Origin of the sequence: Ensifer sp. 22460, from assembly GCF_052044935.1 — a bacterium.
In the GTDB taxonomy this organism is placed as follows: Bacteria; Pseudomonadota; Alphaproteobacteria; order Rhizobiales; family Rhizobiaceae; genus Ensifer.
This window is the reverse complement of the sequence record NZ_JBQENZ010000040.1, coordinates 20,731-40,919: the sequence shown is the minus strand read 5'-3', so window position 1 is coordinate 40,919 and position 20,189 is coordinate 20,731. Positions and strand designations below refer to the sequence as shown.

Below are 20,189 nucleotides of genomic sequence, written 5' to 3'. Positions count from 1 at the left end.
GATATGCGTCTATGCACGCCCTGACAACAAGTCGTCAATTCGGTTGCTTCCTTCATCAGGCAAAGCCGAAAAGGCGACATCGAGCGCGATGCGGTCCCAGACGACGCGTCCGCCAATCCTCTTGGGGCGCGGCATTAGCCGGTCTGACACCATCTCATCGAATTTCGTTTCACCAACGCCGATGTAGCGTGCAGCCTCCGGCCGGCTAAGTCCGCGTGGCGGGTAGGCGATCTGATCTGATTTCGCCATTAGCAAACCTCCTCGCATTCGAGCGGCGGCCCGCCGTTGTGGCCGATCATGCCGGCGCGTGCCCGGTCGCGGCGCTTCTGGTTTTCCTTGTGCGTCACCAGCTCCGTATGCTCGGGGTCCGGATTAACGCAAAGGCGGTTGCGGCATTTGTGGTCCAGCTGCTTCTTACCGGGAATGTAGCCGTGCTCGTTGGTCCACATGACCAGGTGCACGGCGACCGTCTGGCTGCCGAGCGACATGCGCGGATAGTTCTTGCCACGGCCTTTGCTGCCGGAGGTCGGCCCTTGCCAGATCCAGCAGCCGGTTACGGGGTCGATAACGACCCTCGCCATGATCCTTTCGCGGATCGCCTCGCGGCGGCTCATCATCATCCGTGCCGCCTCCAAGCCTCGAAGGCATTCACCAGGCTGCGCCAGCGGGCTGCGGCGTCCTGCTTTTCGTCCAGCTCGCGGCGGGAAGAGATGTTGAGGATGGAGCGGACCTTTGTCGCCGCGCGATCCTTCGTGAGTGGCCGCTGGAGGCCGTGGCGCTCCTCAAGGAATTTCAGGAAGGCTGGCTCGCTGCACTTCATGGCGCATTCGGCGGCGTACTGCTTGGGCTTCGGCTGCTGCACGGCAAGTTTCTGACGCAATTCGCGGATCTCGCGAAAGGCATGCTGCAGCAGGAAGTCCATTGCGCGCATATAGGTCGGCGCGTGCGTCATGATCCGGCGATCGTCGTAACCGCACGCCGGCAGGAGGTGAGCGATCGGCTCCACCTCTCCGGTCAAAAAGTCCTTGGCGCAGATCTCGGCGCGGCCGCTTTCGACCTCGAAGGATTCGCACCATTCCTCGCTGGCAAGCCCGAGCAGCTGGCGCGCGTCCAGGTATGTCTCTTTGGCAAAGTCGAGGTTCATGGCTTCACCTCGCTGCCGTCGTTGGCGATGAACAACAGGACATCGGCATGGCAAGGGTCGCCGGGCTTGCACCAGCAGGCGAGGTTCTTGCCTTGCAGGTCGCGCCGGATCTCTTCGCAAGTTGGCGGTGTGCCGAGTTCCGGTATCTCGCCGCCTAGCCATGCGTCGAAGCATTTCACGGCATGTTGCTGCCACGTGCCCTCGATCGGCGGTCGGCCGAGTTCCGCATAGATCGACTGCAGCTCGTCGAAGTCTTGCTTGATAACGGGGTTGCCGTACTTCGACGGCCGCGCGACGTTGACGGCAGTCAGGTCATTGGCGGCAAGGCTGGCGTCTTGAAGGTTAAAGCCCTTGCGGCGGGAAAGCTGGAGGCGAATGGGGGTCATGGCCGTGTCACCCTGTAGAGGTGCGTCGCATAGGCGCCGACGGCCTTCCAATAGACGGCCATCGGACCTTTGTTCCGGCGCCAACTTTCCTGGGCTTTGGCGCGAGCGTGTTGCGCGATATCCTTGAGCACGGCAGCGAGCGCGGCACGCGCCTCCGGTGGCAGTATTTCAAGACGCTTCGCAGCCGGTAAGCCTAGCACCGGGTTTCTGACCTTCGGATCGGACGAGCGCGCGATCATCGGCGGGTCTCCGGAAAGCCGTTATGCTCGATGCCGTCGAGGAGGCGGCCGGCTTCTTTCTTGCCGAGCTTGCGCATCGCCACGACATTTCCCGTGTCAGCCGGGTACTGCTCCAGCTTGCCGTTGGAGTTGGCGATCAATTCGCCCAATTGCGCCGTCGCCGGGTTCCAAAATTCGGAAATCGTGATGCGCCTCGGCGCAAAGGTGCCCCACTGCTTGAACAGGTATGGGATGCCAATAGAGGCGCAGAAATCTCGCGTCGCTCGATGCCAGTCCGGATGCGTAGGGCGAGGGCCGCTTTCGCCGCCCGAAACCAGCCAACGGAGAAACCTCCAATCTTTCCAGTCGACGGGGCCAATCGCGGGCTCATAGCTCACCCATGTGTGCCATCCTGAATTGGCGACCTCCAGCATTAAGCCTTGTCGTTCATCAGCGCGCTTCTGATCTTCCACAGAAACGCCAAGCCAGACATTCGGAAGCGGAAGGTGCGGCCAGCGGCCGGGCTCAGGCACCGGGAATGTGGTCCGCAAGAGCGCGACGACAAGATGATGCTCTAGCTGGGAGCGGGTGAGGTAGCTCCGCATTCGCTCCGGACGCTTTGTGAGCACCTGAAATGTATGCTGCGGCGCCTGCGACATGATGGCGAATACTTGGTCAATCCACTCGTCGGGCACGCCCTCGGCGAAGAGGTCGCCGTGGGCGCACACGAAGATCATGCGCGGCTTTTTCCAGTGCAGCGGTTCGTCGAGCCATTGCGGATTGAAGCGTACTTCACCAGTCCAGACCGGTCCGGCCTTCGTGTCGCGAGTAAGGCCTTCGCGGCTCGGATGGTTCTTCAGCCGCGTGCCGGCGAGCTTCATCGCATAGCAGTTGGTGCAGCCGGGGGAGACGACCGAGCAACCGGTGATCGGGTTCCACGTCGCGTCGGTCCATTCGATCTTGGAGCCGTCAGCCATTGGTGTTCTCCCTGATGACTTTGACCTTGCGGATAGCGCCCGGCGAGACGCCTCGGCGTTCCGCTGCGACTTCACGAGCGGCCTTGGCGTCGGCGGCGTCGATGTCGATCGGTGCGACTTCGGGGTCATGGAAATGGATGCGGAAGGGGTGGAGGAGTTTAGCCATTGGTGCCGCCCTCTGCCTCAAGCATGGCCTGCCACCGCTTGAAGCCGTCGAACTTGCGGCGCTCGCGTTCGGATTCACCTTTGAACGGCTCGTCCAGAACGTCGAAAAGCCAGCGCAGCGCCGCCTTAAGATCGGCCGCCTCTTCAAAGAGATGCGTGCGGTTGAGCTTGTGCGTGACCGGTTCAGCTTCGTGAAAGCCTTGGATCAGGCAGCGAGCCAGCGCCTGCGATAGTTCTGCGCACTCCTCGGCGCACTTGCCGAGCGCCTGGTGCAGAACGACGTCCGTTTCCGGTTTCCAGAGGGTGATGCTCACGCCGCGACCCTCCAGTCCGCATTCTTGTGTTCTGCCTCGATCGCTTTCACATGCATCGAGATACGGGGCAGCGACACGTGCATAACTGCGTAGGCGCTGCGGTCGAAGTAGCGGACGGTGTGGACGATCCGGCGATCGTCGGGCGAAGCGGCACGCCGCTGTGCGTCGATCCAGCGATGAAGCCGCAGGCGCAGATAGCGCTCCATGGAGGGCAGCGGCACTGAGAAGTGCAGCGCCATCTCGCGCGCGGTCGCGCCCTGGTCCCAAAGGCGGTGAACGGTGGGTTCGGCGGGGATGGTGCCGTCGAGGGGGTATGGTTTGTGGCCCATCAGACGCGAGCCTCCGACGCAAACTGCCATTCCTTCTTGATTGCCGTGTTGCCAGCGAGGAATGCCGACATCAGCATGGCTGCCGACATAGCAAGACTGACGCAGAGAAGCCGAAAGCGGCTGTATCCGGCGTCAAGGCGTGCCTTGTGGTAGCCGGTGAAGTGCTCATTCATGACCAGAGACTCCGATTGAGGACAGCGAAGGGAACACCTTCGATGTCGGCCCGAAGGCCGACGCCGAAAGCGTTCGGCCTCAGGCGAACTGAGCCATGTCGGTCGCGATCTCGCTGGCTTTCGGGCCGAGGGTGCCGATCTGGTCGGGGGTGAAGTTCCGGCGCTTCAGGTCTTCGGCCGTGCAGCCCTCGCCGACTTCGACCATGGCCTTTGCCATGCGCTGGAGGGTGTTTCTGGTTTTAATTCCGCCGTTCGGTTGCATGTCATTCTCCGCTGTTGAACCGGGTGAGCCTCCCGGCGGCGCGGAAATTTGATGCCTATCCTTCCCGCGGTCGCCTTTAACGAGGCAAGCGAAAGAAAGCACGGCTTAAATCTATTTGCAAGCTATACTTTAAAACATGGCTTTAGCAAAAACGATTCGACAAGTGGGATGAAAGAATCGATATTGCGAACGAAATGAGAACAAAGGAGGTTTGATGGAATGTTGCCAGCGTCCGACCCAACCCTAGGTCAGGTATCGTCTCTCTCTATCGAGTGTGGAGATTGTGGCCATTCACGATGGCGGAAGCCGCAAGATCTGTATGGTCGGGGCGTTGGGCCAATGACCTCGGTTGCCCAGTTGGGTACGCGTTTGCAATGCTCCTCGTGCCGGGAAGAAGGGCTTCCTGGCAAAACCATTTCAATTCAGGTGATGTTCGTTTGCGAGTCTGATCGCGTCCGCGTCGAAGCGGCTCGGCTCAATAGCCGAGAAGTTCGCGCAGCGGGATGATCCGCCAAAGGTTCTTGATGCGATACGCGTCAAAGGTGAGTTCGGTTGCGGGATTGTATTGGATACACACCAGCTCCGATTTGGCTCTACGCGTCATGCGTTTCACATAAGCTTTTCCGTGCGATTCGCCCTCGTCGGGGTACATCTCAATAACTACGTCGTCTCCTGGTACGGCGTGGCGCCCGCCGCAATAAATCAAGTCTCCTGGCTCATACCGGGGGACCATGCTGTCGCTTATCACATGGAGCGCGAATACTGAGCGGAGGTGGGCAATACCTGGTGGGCGGCGAACGTAACCCGAGACCTCGCCATTCAGGGTAAAGTCTCCGTCGTCTCCACCGGCTGCAACCCCTAGCACTTCGACATCGAGTGGTCCGGTTGGAGCTGGGCCGCGCTCGCTGATTATCTCCGCGTCGGCCAGTTCGAGCGGATCGTCTACGCCAAGGTAGGTTAGTTCACCTCGGCTCAGCGCGACTGGGTCTAGTTTAAGCAGCCGCGCCACTGCCTGAAGGTTATCCATCGACAGGACGTTGGCGCCGCGCTCCCAGTTGCCCACAGCTCCGGTGCTAACATCGGCCGCCTCGGCGACTTCGCGCATGACTAGTCCTCGCTGTTTGCGGGCTGTCCTGATCGCGGCGCCAATTTTCTTTGCAAGTTCGCTATCGTTCATACGCGCATTGAAAGAGGAACTTTCATCGCGCGTCCATTTAAGTGTAGCTTGCATCTTTTTTAAAGCTGTGCTTTTACTTCTCGCCATGGAACACTCACTCTCAATTGAATCGTTGGATCGTGCGAGGAAAGCTGTTGGCGGTTCGTCGGCTCTTGCTCGCAAACTCAACATCACACCTCAGGCGGTGTCTCAGTGGAAAGAGGCGCCGCCCGAGCGTGTGCTTGCGATTGAACGAGAGACTGGCGTTTCCCGACATGATTTGAGGCGGGATGTCTTCGGCCCCCCAGTGGGTGCCGAATGAGAAAGTCACCAATGCAAGGCACGACAAACGCGGGCTTCCTCCCTCCCGTGCGCCTTGCCACCTGGCAGGGGCGCGCCACTGACCTGCGCGTCCCTGCCTCTGTTTTTCCATCCGCCTATCCATGTGGTCCCCCTTGACCTGATGGGCTGACCCTACGCGCGCACCTTGTGCGCTTCACTGAATCCTTATCCGGTTTTCTTTCCTTGCTTTTTTCGCGGGGTGTTTTCGTGCGCTTTGATGAACCTCTCATGTCCCTGAAAGGGGCGACCGAAGCGAGCTTCAAGCTCGGAGGCGGACTAACGTCGTTTGCGCTGCTTGCGCGCGTCGGCGTCTCGACGCTTTCCAAATACGCTTCGGTCAGCATCGAATTTCGCGAAAACGTTGTTCCAGTCGATATCGCCGTCGAGGCCGACCGCCGGGCTGGTTCTCCAATCATCATCGGCGAGGCCGCAAAGCAGCTCGGTTTTGAGCTTGTTCCGATTTCAGGGCAGGTCGCGGTCAAGCCAGTGACGGAAGCCGATGCGCATCGGATCCTGAAAGAGACCATGGATGTCTCGCAGGCGATCATCGCGGCACGCGCCGACGGGAAGGTCGACAGCCTGGAGCGCAAGGAGATCTCGCAAGAGGCGCGCGAAGCAATCCGTGCACTGCAGGCGGTGCTGGCTGGGTTGGGGGAGGAACCATGATCCCTTCCACGCTCGACGTTCACCTCTCGGCTGAGGCTCGCGCCTTCCTTCGCGCCGTCCGCTACGCGGGCGGTTCTTTGCGTGTTGAAGGTTGCCGGATCGATGTTGCCAAGACCTGCGCCGCTGCAGGTGTGGTTGCCTTCACCGGAGGCATCATCGCCCCCTCGATCACGTCACGCATCGGCGTCGGCGTTTCCCTGACACGCAAGGGCGTTGCCTACCTCGATCGTCTGGCGAGGGCGCACTGATGCCCTCGCTTCCTCGCCAGATCCTGATCGAGCGCGTGCTTCAGCTTTGGCACGACGGCCAGCACGACACCTATGCCATCGCCGCGCTGCTCAACATCGACGAGTGCGAGGTTTGCGAAATCATCGAGCAATCGGAAAGGCGGGCGCTGTGATCGAAGGGCTGCCGAAGGGAATTGGCGACCGCGCCAGGCGCATCATGGAAGCGGCGCTCGCGGTGGGTCACGTCCGCTGCGAGAGCAAAGCCGACAATGCCTCGTGTCGGAACCTGAACGGCAGGCAACTGCTGAAGCGCGATGCCAAAGAAGCATGGCTCTGGTATCCGACCGAGAAGGCCTATGAGCTTTCCGGCTACGAACGCCCGGCAATCGCTATCGATCTCGTTAATCATGGCGGCGAGGCTCTTGCTGTTCACGCGGCAAACCATGCGCAGGCGTCTGATATCGTGCCGATCGGCATCGACGGCGGCGGCGTCGATGTTGTGTGGACCTCGCCACCTTATGAGCATTTCGCTGTTCCCGCGTCTCGGGCAACGCCGGCTGCCGAGTCGTCGGACCTGGTCGCCTCGATCGAGACGGCACGCGCGCTCTTGAGCGCCGGCGACGTGCGGGCGGCGCTGCTGCTTTCAACCGGAGCCTATGAGCAGGCGAAGGCGGCGGTGAACTATGCCGAAAAAGTTAAGGCCTCGCGCGAGCTGATCGACAAGGCGCGCCAGATGCAGGCGGAAGCGCTGAAGATTGAGAGCATGTGCTACGTCGCGATGGCCGACACGATCGACGAGGCGCAGGAAAAAGGGAAGGTCGCCAAGCAGGGGCGCGCAAAGGTCCGCGATGCGGACGTTTTCACGCTCGACGATGTCGGCATCGACAAGCGCCGGCTGCACGAGGCGCGCAAGCTCCGCAATGTCGTGCGCGAGCAGCCTGATTTTGTCGAGCGCGTGATCGCCGCCCGGCTGGAGGCAGGGCTTGATCCGAGCCGGCGGAGCCTGTCACACGCGATCGGCACGCGATCGGCTCCGGCGGGCGAGAAGGGCGATCAGCTCTACCAAACGCCGATCGAGGCCATGCGCACGCTGCTGGCGCTGGAAAGCTTCTCGGCCATGGTGAAAGAGCCGGCGGTCGGCAAAGGCGCGATCATGCGCCCGCTCGAAGATGCCGGTTATGAGGTGATGATCGCCGATCTCGTCGATCGGGGCGTTGCCACGCGGCACGGCGAGCTGCAGCAAGTGGGCGACTTCCTGCTGTCGGTCGCTGGCGGTTCCGTCGGCGTCGATATCGTCACCAACCCGCCATACGCGGAGCTGGCGAACTCTTTTCCGGCCCATGCACTTCGCGAGCATAAGCCGCGCAAGATGGCGCTGCTCCTCAACTGGAATTTCGCGGCCGGTTTCGACGACCCGAATCGGATCTTCGTCATGGACGAAAACCCGCCTTCTCGCGTCTACCTCTTCACCCGTCGCCTGCCGATGATGCACCGGGACGGCTGGGACGGGCCTGAGGCGAGCAGCCAGATGAACACGGCGTGGTTCGTCTGGGAACGCAACGAAGATGGCAGCTATGGCGACGGCTTCCCGCGCATCATCCGCGTGGACTGGAAGGCATACGAGAATGCCGCGCCGCTGCTGCCAGGTGCGGGCGGCAACGTTGCGCCGATGACCTACAAGCCGCAGCCCGACGAGTTCGCACGCGAAACGCCGCGCAAGACGCTCGACGAGCGCTTCAGCGAGGAGCGTGCACGCGCCCTCGTTTGGATGCTGGAGCGCGGCGAGTTCGATGCGGTGACCTTGCGGCGTGGGATCGGCGTTCGTCCGATCGTGGCTGACGCGCTGATTGCCGGGCTTTCGGCGGATGGACTGATCGAACTGCGCGACGGGGAGTGTTGGGCGCTGTCCGATGCCGGGACGTTGGCGCTTCAGGCGACCGCCGGGGCCTTGTTGCTGGAGGCCGTCGCACAATGACGGCACCTCTCCCGATTGTCGAAGAACTGCTCGACGCGCCGGACGATGCCGCTCGGGCTCGCTGGATTCTCAATGCACCGCTGGACGTGTTGCTGCGCGACCAGATGGCGATCCGCACCGCGCTCCAGCGGGCGGGATTTCAGGCCGGCCTCACGTGCCTGGCAACCGAAATCGCCGCGCTCTGCGGCACCCGCTGCGATGACGGCGGCCATCCCATCACTTTGCGGGTCTCGCGCGAATGCGCGCGCCTGCAGCTAGTCGAAATCGCGCGCCGGGGGAGGAGCCAGTGAACTGGTCGGACCAAGGTTACAGGCTCGTCCTGATGTGCGGCCGCGTCGATGTGCGGATCTATCAGCATCAACAAATGGAGGCGGCGGAGTGAGCACGGCGCGACTATCAATCATTCCCGGCTGGCTGGTCACCGATCAGCGGCTCAAGGGGCGAGATCTGCAGGTTCTCTGCGTTCTCGGACGACATACCAGCAGCAAGCACGGATGGTGCCGCCGCAGCCAGGTGAAGATGTCGGAAGAGATGGGCTGTGCCCGCTCGACGGTGCAGGCCTCGCTCGATCGCCTCGTTGTGATCGGAGCCGTGGAGCGGCGCGTGGTTGCCAGCGACAGCGGCCGAGACAGCGCGCACTGGTATCGGGTCATCTACGATCGCGAGACGCCGGAATCTGCGTTCCAATCGTGGGACAATGACGGTGATGTTTCCGACGAGGAATTCGGTCCTATTTCCGACGAGGAGGAGGGGGCACCCCCCTGCCGGTATACCGGCACCCCTGCCGATATATCGGCACCCCCTGCCGGTCCAGAGTCGGCACCCCCTGCCGGTCCTGGATCGGCACCTATTAACGACTCTTGTTTAACGGCTCCTGCTGAACGAACGGAGAGAGAGCGCGCGAGCGATGACGAAAAGGTTGAAAGCCGGCAGTCGATCGAGCGTGGCTTCAAGCGGTGGTTCCCGACGTGGCCGACCAATCTCGACGACAGCGAAACGGAAGCCCGCAAGGCCTGGTACCGGTTGACGCCTGCCGAACGTAGAGTGGCTATCGAACTCACGCCGGCCTATCTCCGGGCGCGTGAGCAGCTCGGCCGGACGAAGAAAGGCACCGTGGCCGCCGGCAAGTACCTTCACGAAAAGCGCTGGCAGCGGCTCGGCGCCGTGGCGGCGGCTGCGGTTAACCCGCCAAGCGTGCACAAGCCATTCAGCAAGGCGTGGCAGGCCTTGGCGATAAGCCGCCTGCTTGAGCCGGATGCACCCATGCCGGCGATGACACCCTTCCTCCAGCAGACTGTGAAGGCTGGAGGCCCGATGGCCGATCGCGTTCGCCGTGAGCATCGCCAACGCTGGGCCTGGCCGAAGGTCAGCGAGATGTATGCGGCGGCGGAGCAGTTTCGCGGCCAGGTCATCGACGGCGCCATCGTCGAGGCGGGCGAGGGCTTCAAGAGCTACCACGTCGATTCCGCCGAGGTGCAGGCCTATCGGCAGCTCTATGAGCGAATGGAATGGCCATGGCCTCGCATGGGCGACGCCAAGTGGATCTGCTTCCCGCTGATAGAGGCTGGCGGCAGCGTCGAAGCGGCAATCGAGACGTTCAAGGCAACCATCAGCGAGGGGCAGGGTGACCATGATGCAGCATAGGGGAATGAAGGGTCAGCCGATCGCAACGCTGGCCAAAGACGGTTTCAGGGACCGTATGCGGCGAATCACACAAGCAAGTTTGAAGGCAGCAACAATGAAAGTGACCGAAATGCACCCCGATAGCGCCCGTTGGTACTGCCTCCATGTGAAAAAGGGCAGGGAGTTTGATGTGGAAAACACGCTGGCAGCGGCCAATGTCGAGGCCTATATGCCGCGCGAAAAGGACAGTTATATCCGACGTGGCAAGAAGATCGACGTGGTGCAACCTGCTGTTCCGGGCTACCTGTTGGTGCGGTTGGTGCCGTCTCCGGAAGCGTTTCTTGGGGTTCGTCATCAGAATCATGTGATCGATTTTGTTGGCGGAGCGGGTGGCTACCACATCATCAAGGATGTCCACGTCGCTGTTTTCAAAGCGCTATTCGGAGATGGCCAAGCGCCACGTGTCGCTACCGACAAATCGATCGGTCAGGGCACTGAAGCCGAGATCGTGTTTGGTCCGTTTACCGGATTCCGATGTATTGTCACTGCCGTGAAATGGTGCCGGGAGGCGAGGGCAAGCGTGCGCATCGACGTGCAAGGCCGCCCGTTCGATATCGAGAGGATGCCTCTTGCACATCTGAAGAAGTTGTGAGAGTCATTTTGCCACGGACGAGCCGGATGACGTTACCCTCCGATCCCCTAGATCAGATCTAGAGCAGAGCAGGCGAAAGCCTCAGGGAACTAACGCACCGGCCCCATGCCCTCAAGCCTCCATATGAGGCACCGAGTCAGGGCGAGTGCTACTGCTATGAGAAGATGACGGGCGGCCGAAAGGTCGCCTTTTTCATTTAAGAGATATGAGCATCTCGCAGGCTTTCGAACGATGATTGATGCGCATATCAGGTTCGATCTCTCGACGTTTGAGCGGTCCCTTACCGACATTGAGCGCAAGCAGCTGCCCTATGCGATCATGCTGACTCTGAACGAGACGGCAAAAGGCGGACGGCTCGAAGTGCAGCGCGAAATGGATCGCGTGTTCGATCGGCCGACACCCTATGCCAAGCGCGGCGTCGTCTTCGATCGGGCAACCAGGCAAAATCTGCAGGCAGCGGTCGTCGTGACCGGTGATCGAACCAAGGGAGGGTTGCCAGCAACCGCGTTCCTTGGACCACAGATCGAAGGCGGGATGCGCACGCACAAGGCTTTCGAGCGGCAATTGATCGACCGCAACCTGATGAAGCGCAACGAAGTGGCAGTTCCTGCGAAGCGTGCGCCTCTCGATCGATACGGCAACATGACGCAAGGGTTTCTGAACCGTGTCATGGCCGATTTGCAGATCGACTATCGCGGTGCCGGTGCTACCCGCGTCCGCTCCGACAGTTCCCTGAAGAGGAACAAGAACTACAAGAACACGCGCTTCTTCGCGGCGAAACGTCCGGGCCATCTCTTTCCGGGTGTCTACCAGCGCGACCCGACCACGAATGCGATCTTCCCGGTCATTCTGTTCGTGTCGCAGAGCACGTATCGCATCCGCCTCCATCTTCGCGAGGTCGTCGAGCGCTATGTGACCGCGAACATTCATGACCACTTCGCCGCCGCCTTCGAAAGGGCGGTTCGGACGGCTCGCTGACCCGGTCGACCGGTTCGCGGGTCCTTCCTGGCGAAGTCCGGCCTACGGGTATTTGGCACCGCGGTGGTTGCCTAGTCTGAGCGACTTTTTGAAGCCTAAAGTCAGAGCCTAAACTAAAGAGTTTGGCTAAAGTCGAAAGCTAAAATGAGCCTGTCCGCTGACACGATGACGAAGGGTGCCTTCGCCGCACATATCGGCGTGAGCGCTGGCCGGATCTCGCAGTACATCGCCGAAGGCAAGATCTACGGCGATGCGCTTGAAGGTGAGGGCAGGGCGGCGAAGATCAGGCCGGCTGTTGCCCAGTCGCAGTTGCAGAAAACGCTTGAGCCTTCCCAGCGCTTTGGCGCCAACGGGCAGGCATCGTTGAACATGCCGACCCGCCAGCCGGCGCTGAACCTCGGTGGCCGCCCGCCGCGACCTGCCGCGGAGCCGCCTTCCTTCGATCCGGACGAGCCGGAGCTGATTGTCAGGGATGACGTTGCCGACAAGTTGGCAGCCGAGCGCCTCAGGCAGCAGCAGATCAAGACCGCGCAGCTGGAGCGTGAGGAAGCGCTTGAAGTTGGGCGCTACATGCTTGCCGACGATGCCAGGCGTCAGACGGTCAAGGCCGTAACTGAGGCCTTCAAGGTGATGGAACTCGCTATACCCGCCATGGCGAAGACGATGGCTGCGCAGTTCGATGTGCCCATGCACGACGCGATGCATGCCTTGCTCAAGTCGTTCCGCGAAACGCGTGCGAAGGCAGCGAATGATTTCGCCACTACCGCCGCCGAGCTGGTTGAACATCTCGAGGATGAACAGACGTGACGATGTTGTTCAACCCGGAGCGGATGGCGTATTCGGTCCTTGCCGAGATCTGCGAGCCGCCGCCATCGGTTGATTACCTCGCATGGGCCAAGCAGAACATCGAGTTCTCTGAGCGCATCACCGACCATCCCGGCAAATACAATGAGGACCTTGTTCCGTTCTTCTCGGAGATCCTGAGGGCGCTTTCGCCCGAGGATCCCTGCAATATCGTCAGCCTAGCGAAGTCGGCCCAGATCGGCGGCACCATCTGCGCCAACATCTTCACGCTCGGCTCGCTCGACATGGCGCCCGGCGATTTCCTCTATGTCCACCCGACCGAGGAAAATGCGTCGCGCTGGTCGAAGACAAAGCTCATGCCGCTGGTGCGAGAGATGCCGGCCGTCGCCAAGCTGTTCTCGCAGAACAGCCGCGACGCCAGCAACTCGGTGCTCTACAAGGAGCGGATCGACGGCCGAGGAGCCATTCAGGCGGCCGGCGCCAACTCGCCGGCGGGCCTGTCGATGATCTCGCCGCGAAAGCAGGTGCAGGACGATCTTGCCAAGTGGCAGATGAACGAAGCTGGTGACCCGGAGGCGCAAGCGGACAGCCGCAGCAAAGCGTTCTTCAACGCCAAGGTCTTCAAGATTTCGACGCCGATGGTCGAGCCGGGATGCAAGATCACGGCGAACTATCGCGAGGGGACGCAGGAGAGCTACCACGTTCCTTGCCCGCACAAAGAGTGTGGCGGGTTGCAGGAGCTGCGCTGGGAAAACATGCGGGATCATCTCGATCCTGAGCATCCCGAGAAAGCACACTTCGTCTGCATCCATTGCGGTGGCGAGATTCATGAGCATCATCGAGAATGGATGGTGCTACCGAGGAACGGTGCGAAGTGGGTCGCAAAGTACCCAGATCGGGCGCGCCGCCACCGGTCGTTTCGGGTCTGGATGGCGTATTCGCCATTTGAACGCTGGGAGAACCTGGCGCGCGAGTGGCTCTCCCTTCAGGCCGGTGGACCGGAGAAGCGGGACAATGGCTCCGGAGCAGAGCAGACCTTTTTCAACGACTGGTTAGGTCTTGCCTATGAGGCCGACAACAAGGCGGTCGATTGGGAAGTTCTGCGCGACCGCGGTGAAGAGCAAGGTTTCCGCCGCGGCGTCATTCCGGCGGAAGCACTCGTGTTGGTGCTCGGTCTCGACGTTCAGGGCGACCGTGTCGAATGGCTCCTCGTCGGTTACGGACGCAACCGCTATCGCGCCGTCATTGACCACGGCGTCATCGACAATCGCGCCGGCAGCCACCTCCCAAGCTACAAGGAGCATTCCGGCCACATCTCGGAGCCTGAGGTTCGGGCAGCACTCGACAAGTTGCTGCAGCGCGAGTGGACTGACGAACTCGGCCGTAAGCGCCTGGCCGATCGCCTCGCGATCGACGGCAACGCATACACCGACGACGTGTGGAACTGGGTTCGCAAGCACCCGAAATCTCGCGTCATCATGGTTCGCGGTGGCAACACCGAGGCCGCGCCGCCGATCGTGCAGACGAAAGAGTACGACAAGCGCGGCAAGCCGAAAAAGCAGAAGTGGTCGTCACGCTTCTTCACGTTCAATGCCTCGGCGTTCAAGCTGCGGCTCTATCGCGACTACAAAAAAAGCGATCCGGAACGGGCAGGCTACATCCGCTTTGCAAGAGGGTTTGGCGACGACTTCTACCAGCAGGCGACCTCGGAGGCGCGCGTGCCGGAAAAGACCCGTAGCGGTCACACCCGTTATGTCTGGAAGCTACTCGACGGTCGTCGCAACGAAATCATCGACATGCTCAACCAGAGTCTTGCCGGTGCCTATCGCTGGGGCGTGCCGTACTGGACGGACGAAGAGTGGGACGCAATAGCCGACCGCCTCGGCCGGATCGAGGCGCCGCAGCAAGGTGACCTCGAAGACCATCTCAACCGGGTTGAGGTGAAAACGGAAACGCCGGCCGAAACGACGGCAACCGAAGCATCATCGCGGCTCGCCGCCGCGCTTGCGCGTGCCGAGCGGGCTCGCCAGCGCAACAATCGCTAGGATCTCAGATGGCTTTGACCGAACAGGAACGCGCCGTGCTGCAAGCGCGGCTCGCAGAAGCGCGCGAGGCACTTCACCAATTGGAGATCGGCCGCGCGGAAGTCAGCCTTAACTACAACGGCGAGGCGATTACCTATGTCGCCGCCAATGCCGGGAGCCTGCGCCAGTACGTGCGCAGTCTTGAGGCGCAGCTTGGCCAGCGTCGAATGGGTCGAGCCCGTAGCCGAGGGGTGATCTTCGGATGAGCGATGTCGCGATTTACGGCCCGGATGACAAGCCGCTGCCCGATGCCATGCGCGCGGCCGCCCGTGTGCAGATGTCGAAGAACCGGATGATGGCATCGACCGCCTACCAGGGTGCCGCCAGCGATCATCCGTCGCTTGCCAAATGGCGGCCGGGCACCTGGTCGGGCCAGTCGGCGTTGTCGTGGAACCGCGTCGACCTGGTCGACCGTCTCAACGACGTTGCCCGCAATGACGGCTGGGGTGCTGCTGGTACGTCGCGTCTCGTTGACAACATCATCGGTTCGGGCTGGACGCTTGCCGCCAGGCCGAACCATGTCTCGCTCAACATGACGTTCGAACAAGCCGATGCGATCTCCGACCGGATCGAGGCCTTGTGGCGCGACTACACGCAGGACGTCGACAAGTGGTGTGATGCCGAGCGGACGAAAACGATGGCCGGCATTCTCGGCCTTGCCGCCCGTCAGCGGTTCGGCCCTGAGGGCGAGGCGATGGGCGTCATCGTCTGGCACGACAACGCTCCGTTGTTCCAGACCGCTGTTCATGTCGTCGACCCGGCACGGTGCTCGAACCCGAACGGGCGCATGGATGACGAGTTCCTGCGCGACGGGGTCGTGATCAACGGCTACGGCGCACCGCAGGGTTATCATTTCCGCAAGTCGCATCCCGGCGAAGTCTTCGCCGGCAATACCGGTCTGTGGCAATGGGAGTATGTCGAGCGAGAAACCGAATGGGGACGACCGATCGTCGTTCACGCCTTCGGACAGAAGCGGGCCGGCATGACGCGCGGGGTTTCGGACTGGGCGCCCATCATCCGCTCGATCAAACAGTCGACGGATTATGAGGACTTCGAAAGCCAGGCGGCGGCATTGAACGCAGTCATGGCCGCCTTCATCGAGACGCCCTTCGATCCGGAAGAGTTTCTCGATGCCATGGGTGAAGACGTGTCGGCCCAGAAAGTCGCGAGCGTTTACGGCGAGATGTCGGACGCGCAGAAGGCGTACTACAGCGCCGCACCGATCGACCTACCCGGCGTTCGCGTCAACATGCTGCAGCCGGGGGAAAAAGCGACCCTGACAAAGCCGGAGCATCCGAATGCGAACTTTGAGGCCTTCGTGAATGCTGCCCTGCGCAAGGTCGCGAGCGCGATCGGCATCACCTACGAGCAGCTGACGATGGACTGGAGCAACGTCAACTACTCGTCGGCACGCGCGGCCCTGCTGGAAATCTGGCGCGGACTGACGGCGAAGAAGGGCGGGTTTGCAGCCCAGTTCATGGCTCCGATCTATCGTGCGTTCCTTGAGGAGATCTTCGACAAGGGCCTGATCGAACTTCCCGCCGGCGCCGTGCCGTTCGACCAGAACCCGGCGGCCTGGTGCCACGCGGACTGGATCGGTCCTGGTCGTGGTTGGATTGATCCGCTGCGCGAAGCGCAGGCCGCCGGCGAGCGCATCGAAAACAACCTGACGACGCTGCAGCAGGAATCGGCAGAGCAGGGTCGGGATTGGAAAATGGACGCGCTGCAGCGGGCACGCGAGCGCAGCTTCTATGAAAAACTGGGCTTGCCCATGGGGGCTGCCGGTGTCCCGGCGCGTCCGCGCGTGAACCCAGCCGATGATCGCGAGCCCGGTGAAGACACCGAGGAAGAGGTCAATGGTCGTCAGTCTGCCCGCCGTCACCCGGTCGGCATTCCTGCGATTGCCAGAAGGAAGCCGGCATGAGGAACTATCCTGAAATCGCCAGCCGTATGTTCGGTACGCCGCTGATGTTGCACCCTGCAAAGGGCGACATCATTGCGCGTGCCTTCGGGCCACGGGTCCTCGGTGCGCCGGATGTTGCCGCGCATGTGGCTGGTGGCGAAAAGATGGGCCTGATCGGCGAGAAGCTGCGGGACGCGAAGGACTATTGGGGAGACGACGTCTACAAAGGCCCCAAGATGTTGTCCGAACGTGGCATTGCGCTGATCGAGATAGAGGGCTCTTTGGTCAACAAGGGCAAGTGGATCGGTCAGTCGTGCGGTATGACGAGCTATGAAGCGATTTCGCTTCAGATTCGCGATTGTATGGAGAGCGCCGACGTCAAGGCAGTGGTGCTTGAGGTTGACAGCTTTGGCGGCGAGGTGACTGGCGCCTTTGATTGCGCCGAGCAGATCTTCGAGCTTTCGCAGATGAAGCCGACGATCGCAGTGCTTACCGATCATGCTTGCTCTGCCGGTTATCTGTGTGCATCGCCAGCCCGACAGGTAGTCATTCCTCAGACCGGGATCTGCGGTTCTATCGGTGTCATTTCCATGCATGTCGACATGAGCGCCTGGCTGGCAAAGGAGGGTCTGAACGTCACGATCCTTTCAGCTGGCGCACACAAGGCCGACTTCAATCCCTATCAGGCCATCCCCGACGATGTCTTGAAACAGGAACTCGCCGAGCTCGAAGAGCTTCGCGTCGAATTTGCGGCGACCGTTGCGCGCTTCCGCGCCGGCCGCCTCACCCAGCAATCCGCTCTCGCCACCGAGGCGCGGGTCTATCGCGGACAAAAGGCGGTTGATGCCGGCCTCGCCGACGCGGTTGCACGTCCTTCGCAGGTCCTTGCGGCCTTCGAAGCGGAACTGAGCCGGACAGCCGGCTAACCCATCATCACACGGAGACGACGAATGTCGAACTTGACGCGCACCAGCGCGCTCACGCGGAGCGTGCTCGCCGCCATTAGCGGCAAAAAGGGCTCCCGGCTGGAAGAAGAGCGGCCGGAAGAACTCGAAGAAGAAGAAACCGCCGAAGGCACCGAGGATGAAACCTCTGCCGAAGACGACGTGACGGACCCTGAGGCTGACGCCGAGGAAGAAGACACCTCTGCCGAAACCGACGAGGACGAGGCGGACGAAGGCAAGACCACTTCTGCCAGTGCGATCCGTCGCGCCGAACAGGGCCGGATCCGCTCGATCCTCTCCCATCCGAAAGCCGATGCCAATCCGGGGCTCGCCGCTGAACTGGCCTTCGGATCGAAGTTCTATTCCGCCAAGGACGCCGGCGCATTGCTGTCGGCGATGGGCGGCGGGGGCGGGCAGCTTGGCAGTCGCATGGCCGGCAAGAGCCCGAAGCTCGGTGCAGGAACGCCGGGTGGCGGCAAGTCGAGCGAGCGCCAGGCGGTTGTTGCCGGTGTTCGGAACACCATCCAGGCCATGCACGGCCGTAACCGCAAGGGAGCCTGACCATGGCTGAAGCAACTTTCGCCCCGAACGACCTGCTCGTCTCCGACGTGCCGGCCGTCACGCGCAACATCACCATCGCCAGCGGTCAGAACCTGAAGCGCGGCGCGGTGATCGGCAACATCACTGCGTCGGACAAGTACATCCTGTCCGCCTCGGCCGCAGCCGACGGCTCGCAGACGCCGGGCCTCGTACTCGCCACCGACTGCGACGCATCCGCCGGTGACGTCGTAGCCGCTGCCTACGCCGGCGGCGCCTTCGATTCGACGAAACTCATTCTTGGTGCCGGTCACACAGCCGCGACCGTGGAAGCCGCTTTCCGCAAGGAAGGCTCGCCCCTCTACGTTCGCGTCCTGAAGTAACGGCCTAACCGAAAGGGCAACTGACAGATGGATATCCTCCTCAATACCGCGGAACTCATTCAGGTTCTGCCGCCCCGTGACCGGCCGGAAGCCTTCCTGCGCGATCGCTATTTCTCCACGACCGTGCTTTCCGACATGGAAGAGATCGTCTTCGACCGCATCCTTCCCGATCGCGAGCTTGCTCCGTTCGTGCATCCGGATGTTCCGGGCAAGGACTCTGCCAATCGCGGCTTCAAGGCGACCAGCTTCACCCCGGCCTACGTCAAGCCGCAGAACACGCTTCGTCCACGCGGCAACATGATCCGCATTCCGGGCGAACCGATCGGTGGTCGGGATACGCCTGCCAATCGCTACGCCTACAATCTCGCGACCATCATCGATGACCAGGACCAGCGGATTACGCGCCGCGAAGAGTACATGTGCTCGCAGGTTCTGCGCACCGGTCAGGTGATCGTGCAGGGCGAAGACTATCCGACGCAGACGGTGACATTCGGGCGCGATGCTGCGTTGACCATTGCACTCGCCGGCGCCGCGCGCTGGGGCGAAGCCGGCGTCGATCCGATGGACGACGTCGATAAGTGGGCGCAGCTGCTGGGCGACACCAGCGGCTTTACCGCCCGCGAGGTCCTCTTGGGACCGGGGGCGGCCGGTCTCCTGAAAAAGTCGCCTCGCTTCCAGGAGATGCTCGACAACCGGCGTCAGGACGGCGGCATCATGCAGCTCGGGCCGGTCTCCACTGGCGCCGAGAACAAGTACTACACGGTGCTGGGCACGATCGGCGAACTGACATTCATCCAGTATTCGCAGCCCTACACCGTTGGCGGCGTGAAGCAGAACTTCTGGCCGTCGATGGGTGTGGCGATCTTCGATCCCTACGGCTTCCAGGGCCATTTCGCTTACGGCGCGATCCTCGACAACGACGTGCTGCAGGCGATGGAACGCTTTCCCGACATGTGGCGCGAAAGGAATCCGTCTCGCACGATCGTGCAGACGCAGGCCGCACCGCTCCCGGTTGCCCCTGAACCCGACGCCAGCCTTTTCGCGCTGGTGCGCTGATCTACCCAACGTAACCCCATGCCAGCCTCGGCTCCGTCGCTCTCGGGCGGCGGAGACCGCAGTCGGTAAACAGGAGGCTCAGATGAGCAAGAAGACAGAGCAGTTCAATGTCACCGTCACTCTCGGCAAGAAGGAGTACAAACCCGGTGATCCGGTTCCGGTCGGCGCCAACGGCATCTCGGAAGATGAGGTGAAGAACCTTCGTGCGAACTTCGGCGACTATGTCGGCGGGCCTGAGGTCAAGGAGGCGGGACCATCCAGTGCCGACCTTGCGCGATTCCGCGATGAGATCTCTTCCATCACCAGCGAGCGTGACGAGTTGCTCGGCAAGGTGGACCGGCTTACGGCCGAGCGCGATACAGCCTTCGAAAATAGCAAGGCGCTGTCGAAGAAGAACGATGAACTCGAAGCTGAAAACGATGAATTCAGCAAGGATAGCCAGATCCTTGCTGATCAGATCAAGGCGTTGCAGGCGGAAAAAGATCAGCTCGGCAAAGATAACAAGCTGCTCGCCGACCAGGTCAAAACTCTTCAGGCCGAAGTCGACAAGCTGAAATCGAAATGACGCGGCGCCCCGAAATCTTCGCCCGCATGGGGTCGAAGTTCGCGAAGGCCTTCGGCAACGTCGATGCCGTGTTCACCATCGCCGGCGTCGTTAGTCCGAAGGCTGTTCGGGGCATACTCCGCGTCTGGCGCGACGTCGAGCTTATGGAGGAGGTCGATCAGGCGGTCGAGGGAACGACGCATCTGCTCGCAGTTGCCGCGACCGACGTGCCGGGTCTCGAAAGTAAGCGCGACACAGTCGTGATCGACGGCGTGACCTATCCCATCATCAACGTGAGCGACGACGCCCGGGCCATGCTCAAGCTCTCGCTTTCAGGAGACATCTGA

Annotated in this window: 31 protein-coding genes; 19 read left to right on the top strand and 12 right to left on the bottom strand. The window is 61.7% G+C overall.

Going from position 1 to position 20,189, the window contains the following annotated elements; translation table 11 throughout:
* Positions 1 to 9: 9 nt before the first annotated feature.
* The 12 genes from ACTJKM_RS33100 to ACTJKM_RS33045 all read right to left on the bottom strand — a co-directional run bounded on the left by ACTJKM_RS33100 (position 10) and on the right by ACTJKM_RS33045 (position 5,145).
* Positions 10 to 249 carry a helix-turn-helix transcriptional regulator gene (locus ACTJKM_RS33100; RefSeq protein WP_440661737.1) on the bottom strand — a complete coding sequence of 80 codons (240 nt, stop codon included), beginning with the start codon at positions 247 to 249 and terminating at the stop codon, positions 10 to 12.
* Positions 249 to 617, bottom strand: a complete 369-nt coding sequence (locus tag ACTJKM_RS33095; RefSeq protein WP_440661743.1) for an HNH endonuclease signature motif containing protein — start codon at positions 615 to 617, stop codon at positions 249 to 251. Before ACTJKM_RS33095 ends, ACTJKM_RS33100 begins: the two co-directional genes overlap by 1 nt.
* The gene (locus tag ACTJKM_RS33090; RefSeq protein ID WP_440661736.1) at positions 617 to 1,144 is read right to left on the bottom strand and encodes a hypothetical protein; all 528 of its coding nucleotides are present in this window, start codon (positions 1,142 to 1,144) and stop codon (positions 617 to 619) included. The genes ACTJKM_RS33095 and ACTJKM_RS33090 overlap by 1 nt, the downstream gene beginning before the upstream one ends.
* Positions 1,141 to 1,530 (bottom strand): DUF4326 domain-containing protein, encoded by a 390-nt coding sequence (locus ACTJKM_RS33085; RefSeq protein ID WP_440661735.1) that lies wholly within the window; start codon positions 1,528 to 1,530, stop codon positions 1,141 to 1,143. Before ACTJKM_RS33085 ends, ACTJKM_RS33090 begins: the two co-directional genes overlap by 4 nt.
* Positions 1,527 to 1,769, bottom strand: a complete 243-nt coding sequence (locus ACTJKM_RS33080) for a hypothetical protein (RefSeq protein ID WP_440661734.1) — start codon at positions 1,767 to 1,769, stop codon at positions 1,527 to 1,529. Before ACTJKM_RS33080 ends, ACTJKM_RS33085 begins: the two co-directional genes overlap by 4 nt.
* Positions 1,766 to 2,725, bottom strand: a complete 960-nt coding sequence (locus ACTJKM_RS33075; RefSeq protein WP_440661733.1) for a phage Gp37/Gp68 family protein — start codon at positions 2,723 to 2,725, stop codon at positions 1,766 to 1,768. Before ACTJKM_RS33075 ends, ACTJKM_RS33080 begins: the two co-directional genes overlap by 4 nt.
* Complete coding sequence (locus ACTJKM_RS33070; RefSeq protein ID WP_440661732.1) at positions 2,718 to 2,891, bottom strand: hypothetical protein; 174 nt, start codon at positions 2,889 to 2,891, stop codon at positions 2,718 to 2,720. Before ACTJKM_RS33070 ends, ACTJKM_RS33075 begins: the two co-directional genes overlap by 8 nt.
* Positions 2,884 to 3,204 (bottom strand): hypothetical protein, encoded by a 321-nt coding sequence (locus ACTJKM_RS33065; RefSeq protein ID WP_440661730.1) that lies wholly within the window; start codon positions 3,202 to 3,204, stop codon positions 2,884 to 2,886. The genes ACTJKM_RS33070 and ACTJKM_RS33065 overlap by 8 nt, the downstream gene beginning before the upstream one ends.
* Positions 3,201 to 3,533, bottom strand: coding sequence for a hypothetical protein (locus ACTJKM_RS33060; protein WP_440661728.1), 333 nt, complete (start codon positions 3,531 to 3,533; stop codon positions 3,201 to 3,203). The genes ACTJKM_RS33065 and ACTJKM_RS33060 overlap by 4 nt, the downstream gene beginning before the upstream one ends.
* Entirely contained in the window at positions 3,533 to 3,706 is a 174-nt protein-coding gene (locus ACTJKM_RS33055) for a hypothetical protein (protein WP_440661726.1), read from the bottom strand. The genes ACTJKM_RS33060 and ACTJKM_RS33055 overlap by 1 nt, the downstream gene beginning before the upstream one ends.
* 79 nt (positions 3,707 to 3,785) lie before the next feature.
* Positions 3,786 to 3,968 (bottom strand): hypothetical protein, encoded by a 183-nt coding sequence (locus ACTJKM_RS33050; protein WP_440661724.1) that lies wholly within the window; start codon positions 3,966 to 3,968, stop codon positions 3,786 to 3,788.
* A 475-nt stretch (positions 3,969 to 4,443) separates the two neighbouring features.
* A complete protein-coding gene (locus tag ACTJKM_RS33045; protein ID WP_440661722.1) occupies positions 4,444 to 5,145 on the bottom strand; it encodes an XRE family transcriptional regulator in 702 nt (233 codons plus the stop codon).
* On the opposite strand from ACTJKM_RS33045, the gene ACTJKM_RS33040 reads away from it, so the two are divergent.
* The 19 genes from ACTJKM_RS33040 (at position 5,072) to ACTJKM_RS32950 (ending at position 20,189) form a co-directional block, all read left to right on the top strand.
* Positions 5,072 to 5,446, top strand: coding sequence for a transcriptional regulator (locus ACTJKM_RS33040; RefSeq protein WP_440661721.1), 375 nt, complete (start codon positions 5,072 to 5,074; stop codon positions 5,444 to 5,446). The genes ACTJKM_RS33045 and ACTJKM_RS33040 overlap by 74 nt on opposite strands.
* Before the next feature lie 248 nt (positions 5,447 to 5,694).
* On the top strand, positions 5,695 to 6,132 hold the full coding sequence (locus ACTJKM_RS33035) for a phage regulatory CII family protein (protein WP_440661719.1): 438 nt from the start codon (positions 5,695 to 5,697) through the stop codon (positions 6,130 to 6,132).
* Complete coding sequence (locus ACTJKM_RS33030) at positions 6,129 to 6,380, top strand: hypothetical protein (protein ID WP_440661717.1); 252 nt, start codon at positions 6,129 to 6,131, stop codon at positions 6,378 to 6,380. Before ACTJKM_RS33035 ends, ACTJKM_RS33030 begins: the two co-directional genes overlap by 4 nt.
* Entirely contained in the window at positions 6,380 to 6,532 is a 153-nt protein-coding gene (locus tag ACTJKM_RS33025; protein ID WP_440661716.1) for a hypothetical protein, read from the top strand. Before ACTJKM_RS33030 ends, ACTJKM_RS33025 begins: the two co-directional genes overlap by 1 nt.
* Positions 6,529 to 8,334: a hypothetical protein gene (locus ACTJKM_RS33020; RefSeq protein WP_440661714.1), complete on the top strand. Its 1,806-nt coding sequence runs from the start codon at positions 6,529 to 6,531 to the stop codon at positions 8,332 to 8,334. The genes ACTJKM_RS33025 and ACTJKM_RS33020 overlap by 4 nt, the downstream gene beginning before the upstream one ends.
* A complete protein-coding gene (locus ACTJKM_RS33015; RefSeq protein WP_440661713.1) occupies positions 8,331 to 8,624 on the top strand; it encodes a hypothetical protein in 294 nt (97 codons plus the stop codon). Before ACTJKM_RS33020 ends, ACTJKM_RS33015 begins: the two co-directional genes overlap by 4 nt.
* 88 nt (positions 8,625 to 8,712) lie before the next feature.
* Positions 8,713 to 9,978: a helix-turn-helix domain-containing protein gene (locus ACTJKM_RS33010; protein ID WP_440661711.1), complete on the top strand. Its 1,266-nt coding sequence runs from the start codon at positions 8,713 to 8,715 to the stop codon at positions 9,976 to 9,978.
* 4 nt (positions 9,979 to 9,982) lie between these two features.
* Positions 9,983 to 10,609, top strand: coding sequence for a transcription termination/antitermination protein NusG (gene nusG / locus ACTJKM_RS33005; protein WP_440661709.1), 627 nt, complete (start codon positions 9,983 to 9,985; stop codon positions 10,607 to 10,609).
* 231 nt (positions 10,610 to 10,840) lie between these two features.
* The gene (locus ACTJKM_RS33000; RefSeq protein ID WP_440661707.1) at positions 10,841 to 11,587 is read left to right on the top strand and encodes a hypothetical protein; all 747 of its coding nucleotides are present in this window, start codon (positions 10,841 to 10,843) and stop codon (positions 11,585 to 11,587) included.
* A gap of 144 nt (positions 11,588 to 11,731) precedes the next feature.
* Complete coding sequence (locus tag ACTJKM_RS32995) at positions 11,732 to 12,394, top strand: hypothetical protein (protein WP_440661706.1); 663 nt, start codon at positions 11,732 to 11,734, stop codon at positions 12,392 to 12,394.
* The gene (locus tag ACTJKM_RS32990; protein ID WP_440661704.1) at positions 12,391 to 14,436 is read left to right on the top strand and encodes a phage terminase large subunit family protein; all 2,046 of its coding nucleotides are present in this window, start codon (positions 12,391 to 12,393) and stop codon (positions 14,434 to 14,436) included. Before ACTJKM_RS32995 ends, ACTJKM_RS32990 begins: the two co-directional genes overlap by 4 nt.
* 8 nt (positions 14,437 to 14,444) lie before the next feature.
* Positions 14,445 to 14,681, top strand: a complete 237-nt coding sequence (gene gpW / locus ACTJKM_RS32985) for a gpW family head-tail joining protein (protein ID WP_113294433.1) — start codon at positions 14,445 to 14,447, stop codon at positions 14,679 to 14,681.
* Positions 14,678 to 16,399, top strand: a complete 1,722-nt coding sequence (locus ACTJKM_RS32980; RefSeq protein WP_440661702.1) for a phage portal protein — start codon at positions 14,678 to 14,680, stop codon at positions 16,397 to 16,399. Before gpW ends, ACTJKM_RS32980 begins: the two co-directional genes overlap by 4 nt.
* Entirely contained in the window at positions 16,396 to 17,304 is a 909-nt protein-coding gene (locus ACTJKM_RS32975; protein ID WP_440661700.1) for a S49 family peptidase, read from the top strand. Before ACTJKM_RS32980 ends, ACTJKM_RS32975 begins: the two co-directional genes overlap by 4 nt.
* Positions 17,305 to 17,328: 24 nt before the next feature.
* The gene (locus ACTJKM_RS32970) at positions 17,329 to 17,883 is read left to right on the top strand and encodes a hypothetical protein (protein ID WP_440661699.1); all 555 of its coding nucleotides are present in this window, start codon (positions 17,329 to 17,331) and stop codon (positions 17,881 to 17,883) included.
* A 2-nt stretch (positions 17,884 to 17,885) separates the two neighbouring features.
* Entirely contained in the window at positions 17,886 to 18,242 is a 357-nt protein-coding gene (locus ACTJKM_RS32965; RefSeq protein ID WP_440661697.1) for a head decoration protein, read from the top strand.
* A gap of 27 nt (positions 18,243 to 18,269) precedes the next feature.
* The gene (locus ACTJKM_RS32960) at positions 18,270 to 19,298 is read left to right on the top strand and encodes a major capsid protein (protein ID WP_440661696.1); all 1,029 of its coding nucleotides are present in this window, start codon (positions 18,270 to 18,272) and stop codon (positions 19,296 to 19,298) included.
* Between the two features lie 82 nt (positions 19,299 to 19,380).
* The gene (locus ACTJKM_RS32955) at positions 19,381 to 19,863 is read left to right on the top strand and encodes a hypothetical protein (RefSeq protein ID WP_440661695.1); all 483 of its coding nucleotides are present in this window, start codon (positions 19,381 to 19,383) and stop codon (positions 19,861 to 19,863) included.
* Positions 19,860 to 20,189: a head-tail joining protein gene (locus tag ACTJKM_RS32950; RefSeq protein ID WP_440661693.1), complete on the top strand. Its 330-nt coding sequence runs from the start codon at positions 19,860 to 19,862 to the stop codon at positions 20,187 to 20,189. The genes ACTJKM_RS32955 and ACTJKM_RS32950 overlap by 4 nt, the downstream gene beginning before the upstream one ends.

Coding starts and splice junctions, on each gene's coding strand:
- ACTJKM_RS33100 (WP_440661737.1), bottom strand. CDS start 249: ATGGCGAAATCAGATCAGATCGCCTACCCGCCACGCGGACTTAGCCGG.
- ACTJKM_RS33095 (WP_440661743.1), bottom strand. CDS start 617: ATGATGAGCCGCCGCGAGGCGATCCGCGAAAGGATCATGGCGAGGGTC.
- ACTJKM_RS33090 (WP_440661736.1), bottom strand. CDS start 1,144: ATGAACCTCGACTTTGCCAAAGAGACATACCTGGACGCGCGCCAGCTG.
- ACTJKM_RS33085 (WP_440661735.1), bottom strand. CDS start 1,530: ATGACCCCCATTCGCCTCCAGCTTTCCCGCCGCAAGGGCTTTAACCTT.
- ACTJKM_RS33080 (WP_440661734.1), bottom strand. CDS start 1,769: ATGATCGCGCGCTCGTCCGATCCGAAGGTCAGAAACCCGGTGCTAGGC.
- ACTJKM_RS33075 (WP_440661733.1), bottom strand. CDS start 2,725: ATGGCTGACGGCTCCAAGATCGAATGGACCGACGCGACGTGGAACCCG.
- ACTJKM_RS33070 (WP_440661732.1), bottom strand. CDS start 2,891: ATGGCTAAACTCCTCCACCCCTTCCGCATCCATTTCCATGACCCCGAA.
- ACTJKM_RS33060 (WP_440661728.1), bottom strand. CDS start 3,533: ATGGGCCACAAACCATACCCCCTCGACGGCACCATCCCCGCCGAACCC.
- ACTJKM_RS33055 (WP_440661726.1), bottom strand. CDS start 3,706: ATGAATGAGCACTTCACCGGCTACCACAAGGCACGCCTTGACGCCGGA.
- ACTJKM_RS33050 (WP_440661724.1), bottom strand. CDS start 3,968: ATGCAACCGAACGGCGGAATTAAAACCAGAAACACCCTCCAGCGCATG.
- ACTJKM_RS33040 (WP_440661721.1), top strand. CDS start 5,072: ATGACTAGTCCTCGCTGTTTGCGGGCTGTCCTGATCGCGGCGCCAATT.
- ACTJKM_RS33045 (WP_440661722.1), bottom strand. CDS start 5,145: ATGAACGATAGCGAACTTGCAAAGAAAATTGGCGCCGCGATCAGGACA.
- ACTJKM_RS33035 (WP_440661719.1), top strand. CDS start 5,695: ATGTCCCTGAAAGGGGCGACCGAAGCGAGCTTCAAGCTCGGAGGCGGA.
- ACTJKM_RS33030 (WP_440661717.1), top strand. CDS start 6,129: ATGATCCCTTCCACGCTCGACGTTCACCTCTCGGCTGAGGCTCGCGCC.
- ACTJKM_RS33025 (WP_440661716.1), top strand. CDS start 6,380: ATGCCCTCGCTTCCTCGCCAGATCCTGATCGAGCGCGTGCTTCAGCTT.
- ACTJKM_RS33015 (WP_440661713.1), top strand. CDS start 8,331: ATGACGGCACCTCTCCCGATTGTCGAAGAACTGCTCGACGCGCCGGAC.
- nusG (WP_440661709.1), top strand. CDS start 9,983: ATGAAGGGTCAGCCGATCGCAACGCTGGCCAAAGACGGTTTCAGGGAC.
- ACTJKM_RS33000 (WP_440661707.1), top strand. CDS start 10,841: ATGATTGATGCGCATATCAGGTTCGATCTCTCGACGTTTGAGCGGTCC.
- ACTJKM_RS32995 (WP_440661706.1), top strand. CDS start 11,732: ATGAGCCTGTCCGCTGACACGATGACGAAGGGTGCCTTCGCCGCACAT.
- gpW (WP_113294433.1), top strand. CDS start 14,445: ATGGCTTTGACCGAACAGGAACGCGCCGTGCTGCAAGCGCGGCTCGCA.
- ACTJKM_RS32980 (WP_440661702.1), top strand. CDS start 14,678: ATGAGCGATGTCGCGATTTACGGCCCGGATGACAAGCCGCTGCCCGAT.
- ACTJKM_RS32975 (WP_440661700.1), top strand. CDS start 16,396: ATGAGGAACTATCCTGAAATCGCCAGCCGTATGTTCGGTACGCCGCTG.
- ACTJKM_RS32970 (WP_440661699.1), top strand. CDS start 17,329: ATGTCGAACTTGACGCGCACCAGCGCGCTCACGCGGAGCGTGCTCGCC.
- ACTJKM_RS32965 (WP_440661697.1), top strand. CDS start 17,886: ATGGCTGAAGCAACTTTCGCCCCGAACGACCTGCTCGTCTCCGACGTG.
- ACTJKM_RS32960 (WP_440661696.1), top strand. CDS start 18,270: ATGGATATCCTCCTCAATACCGCGGAACTCATTCAGGTTCTGCCGCCC.
- ACTJKM_RS32955 (WP_440661695.1), top strand. CDS start 19,381: ATGAGCAAGAAGACAGAGCAGTTCAATGTCACCGTCACTCTCGGCAAG.
- ACTJKM_RS32950 (WP_440661693.1), top strand. CDS start 19,860: ATGACGCGGCGCCCCGAAATCTTCGCCCGCATGGGGTCGAAGTTCGCG.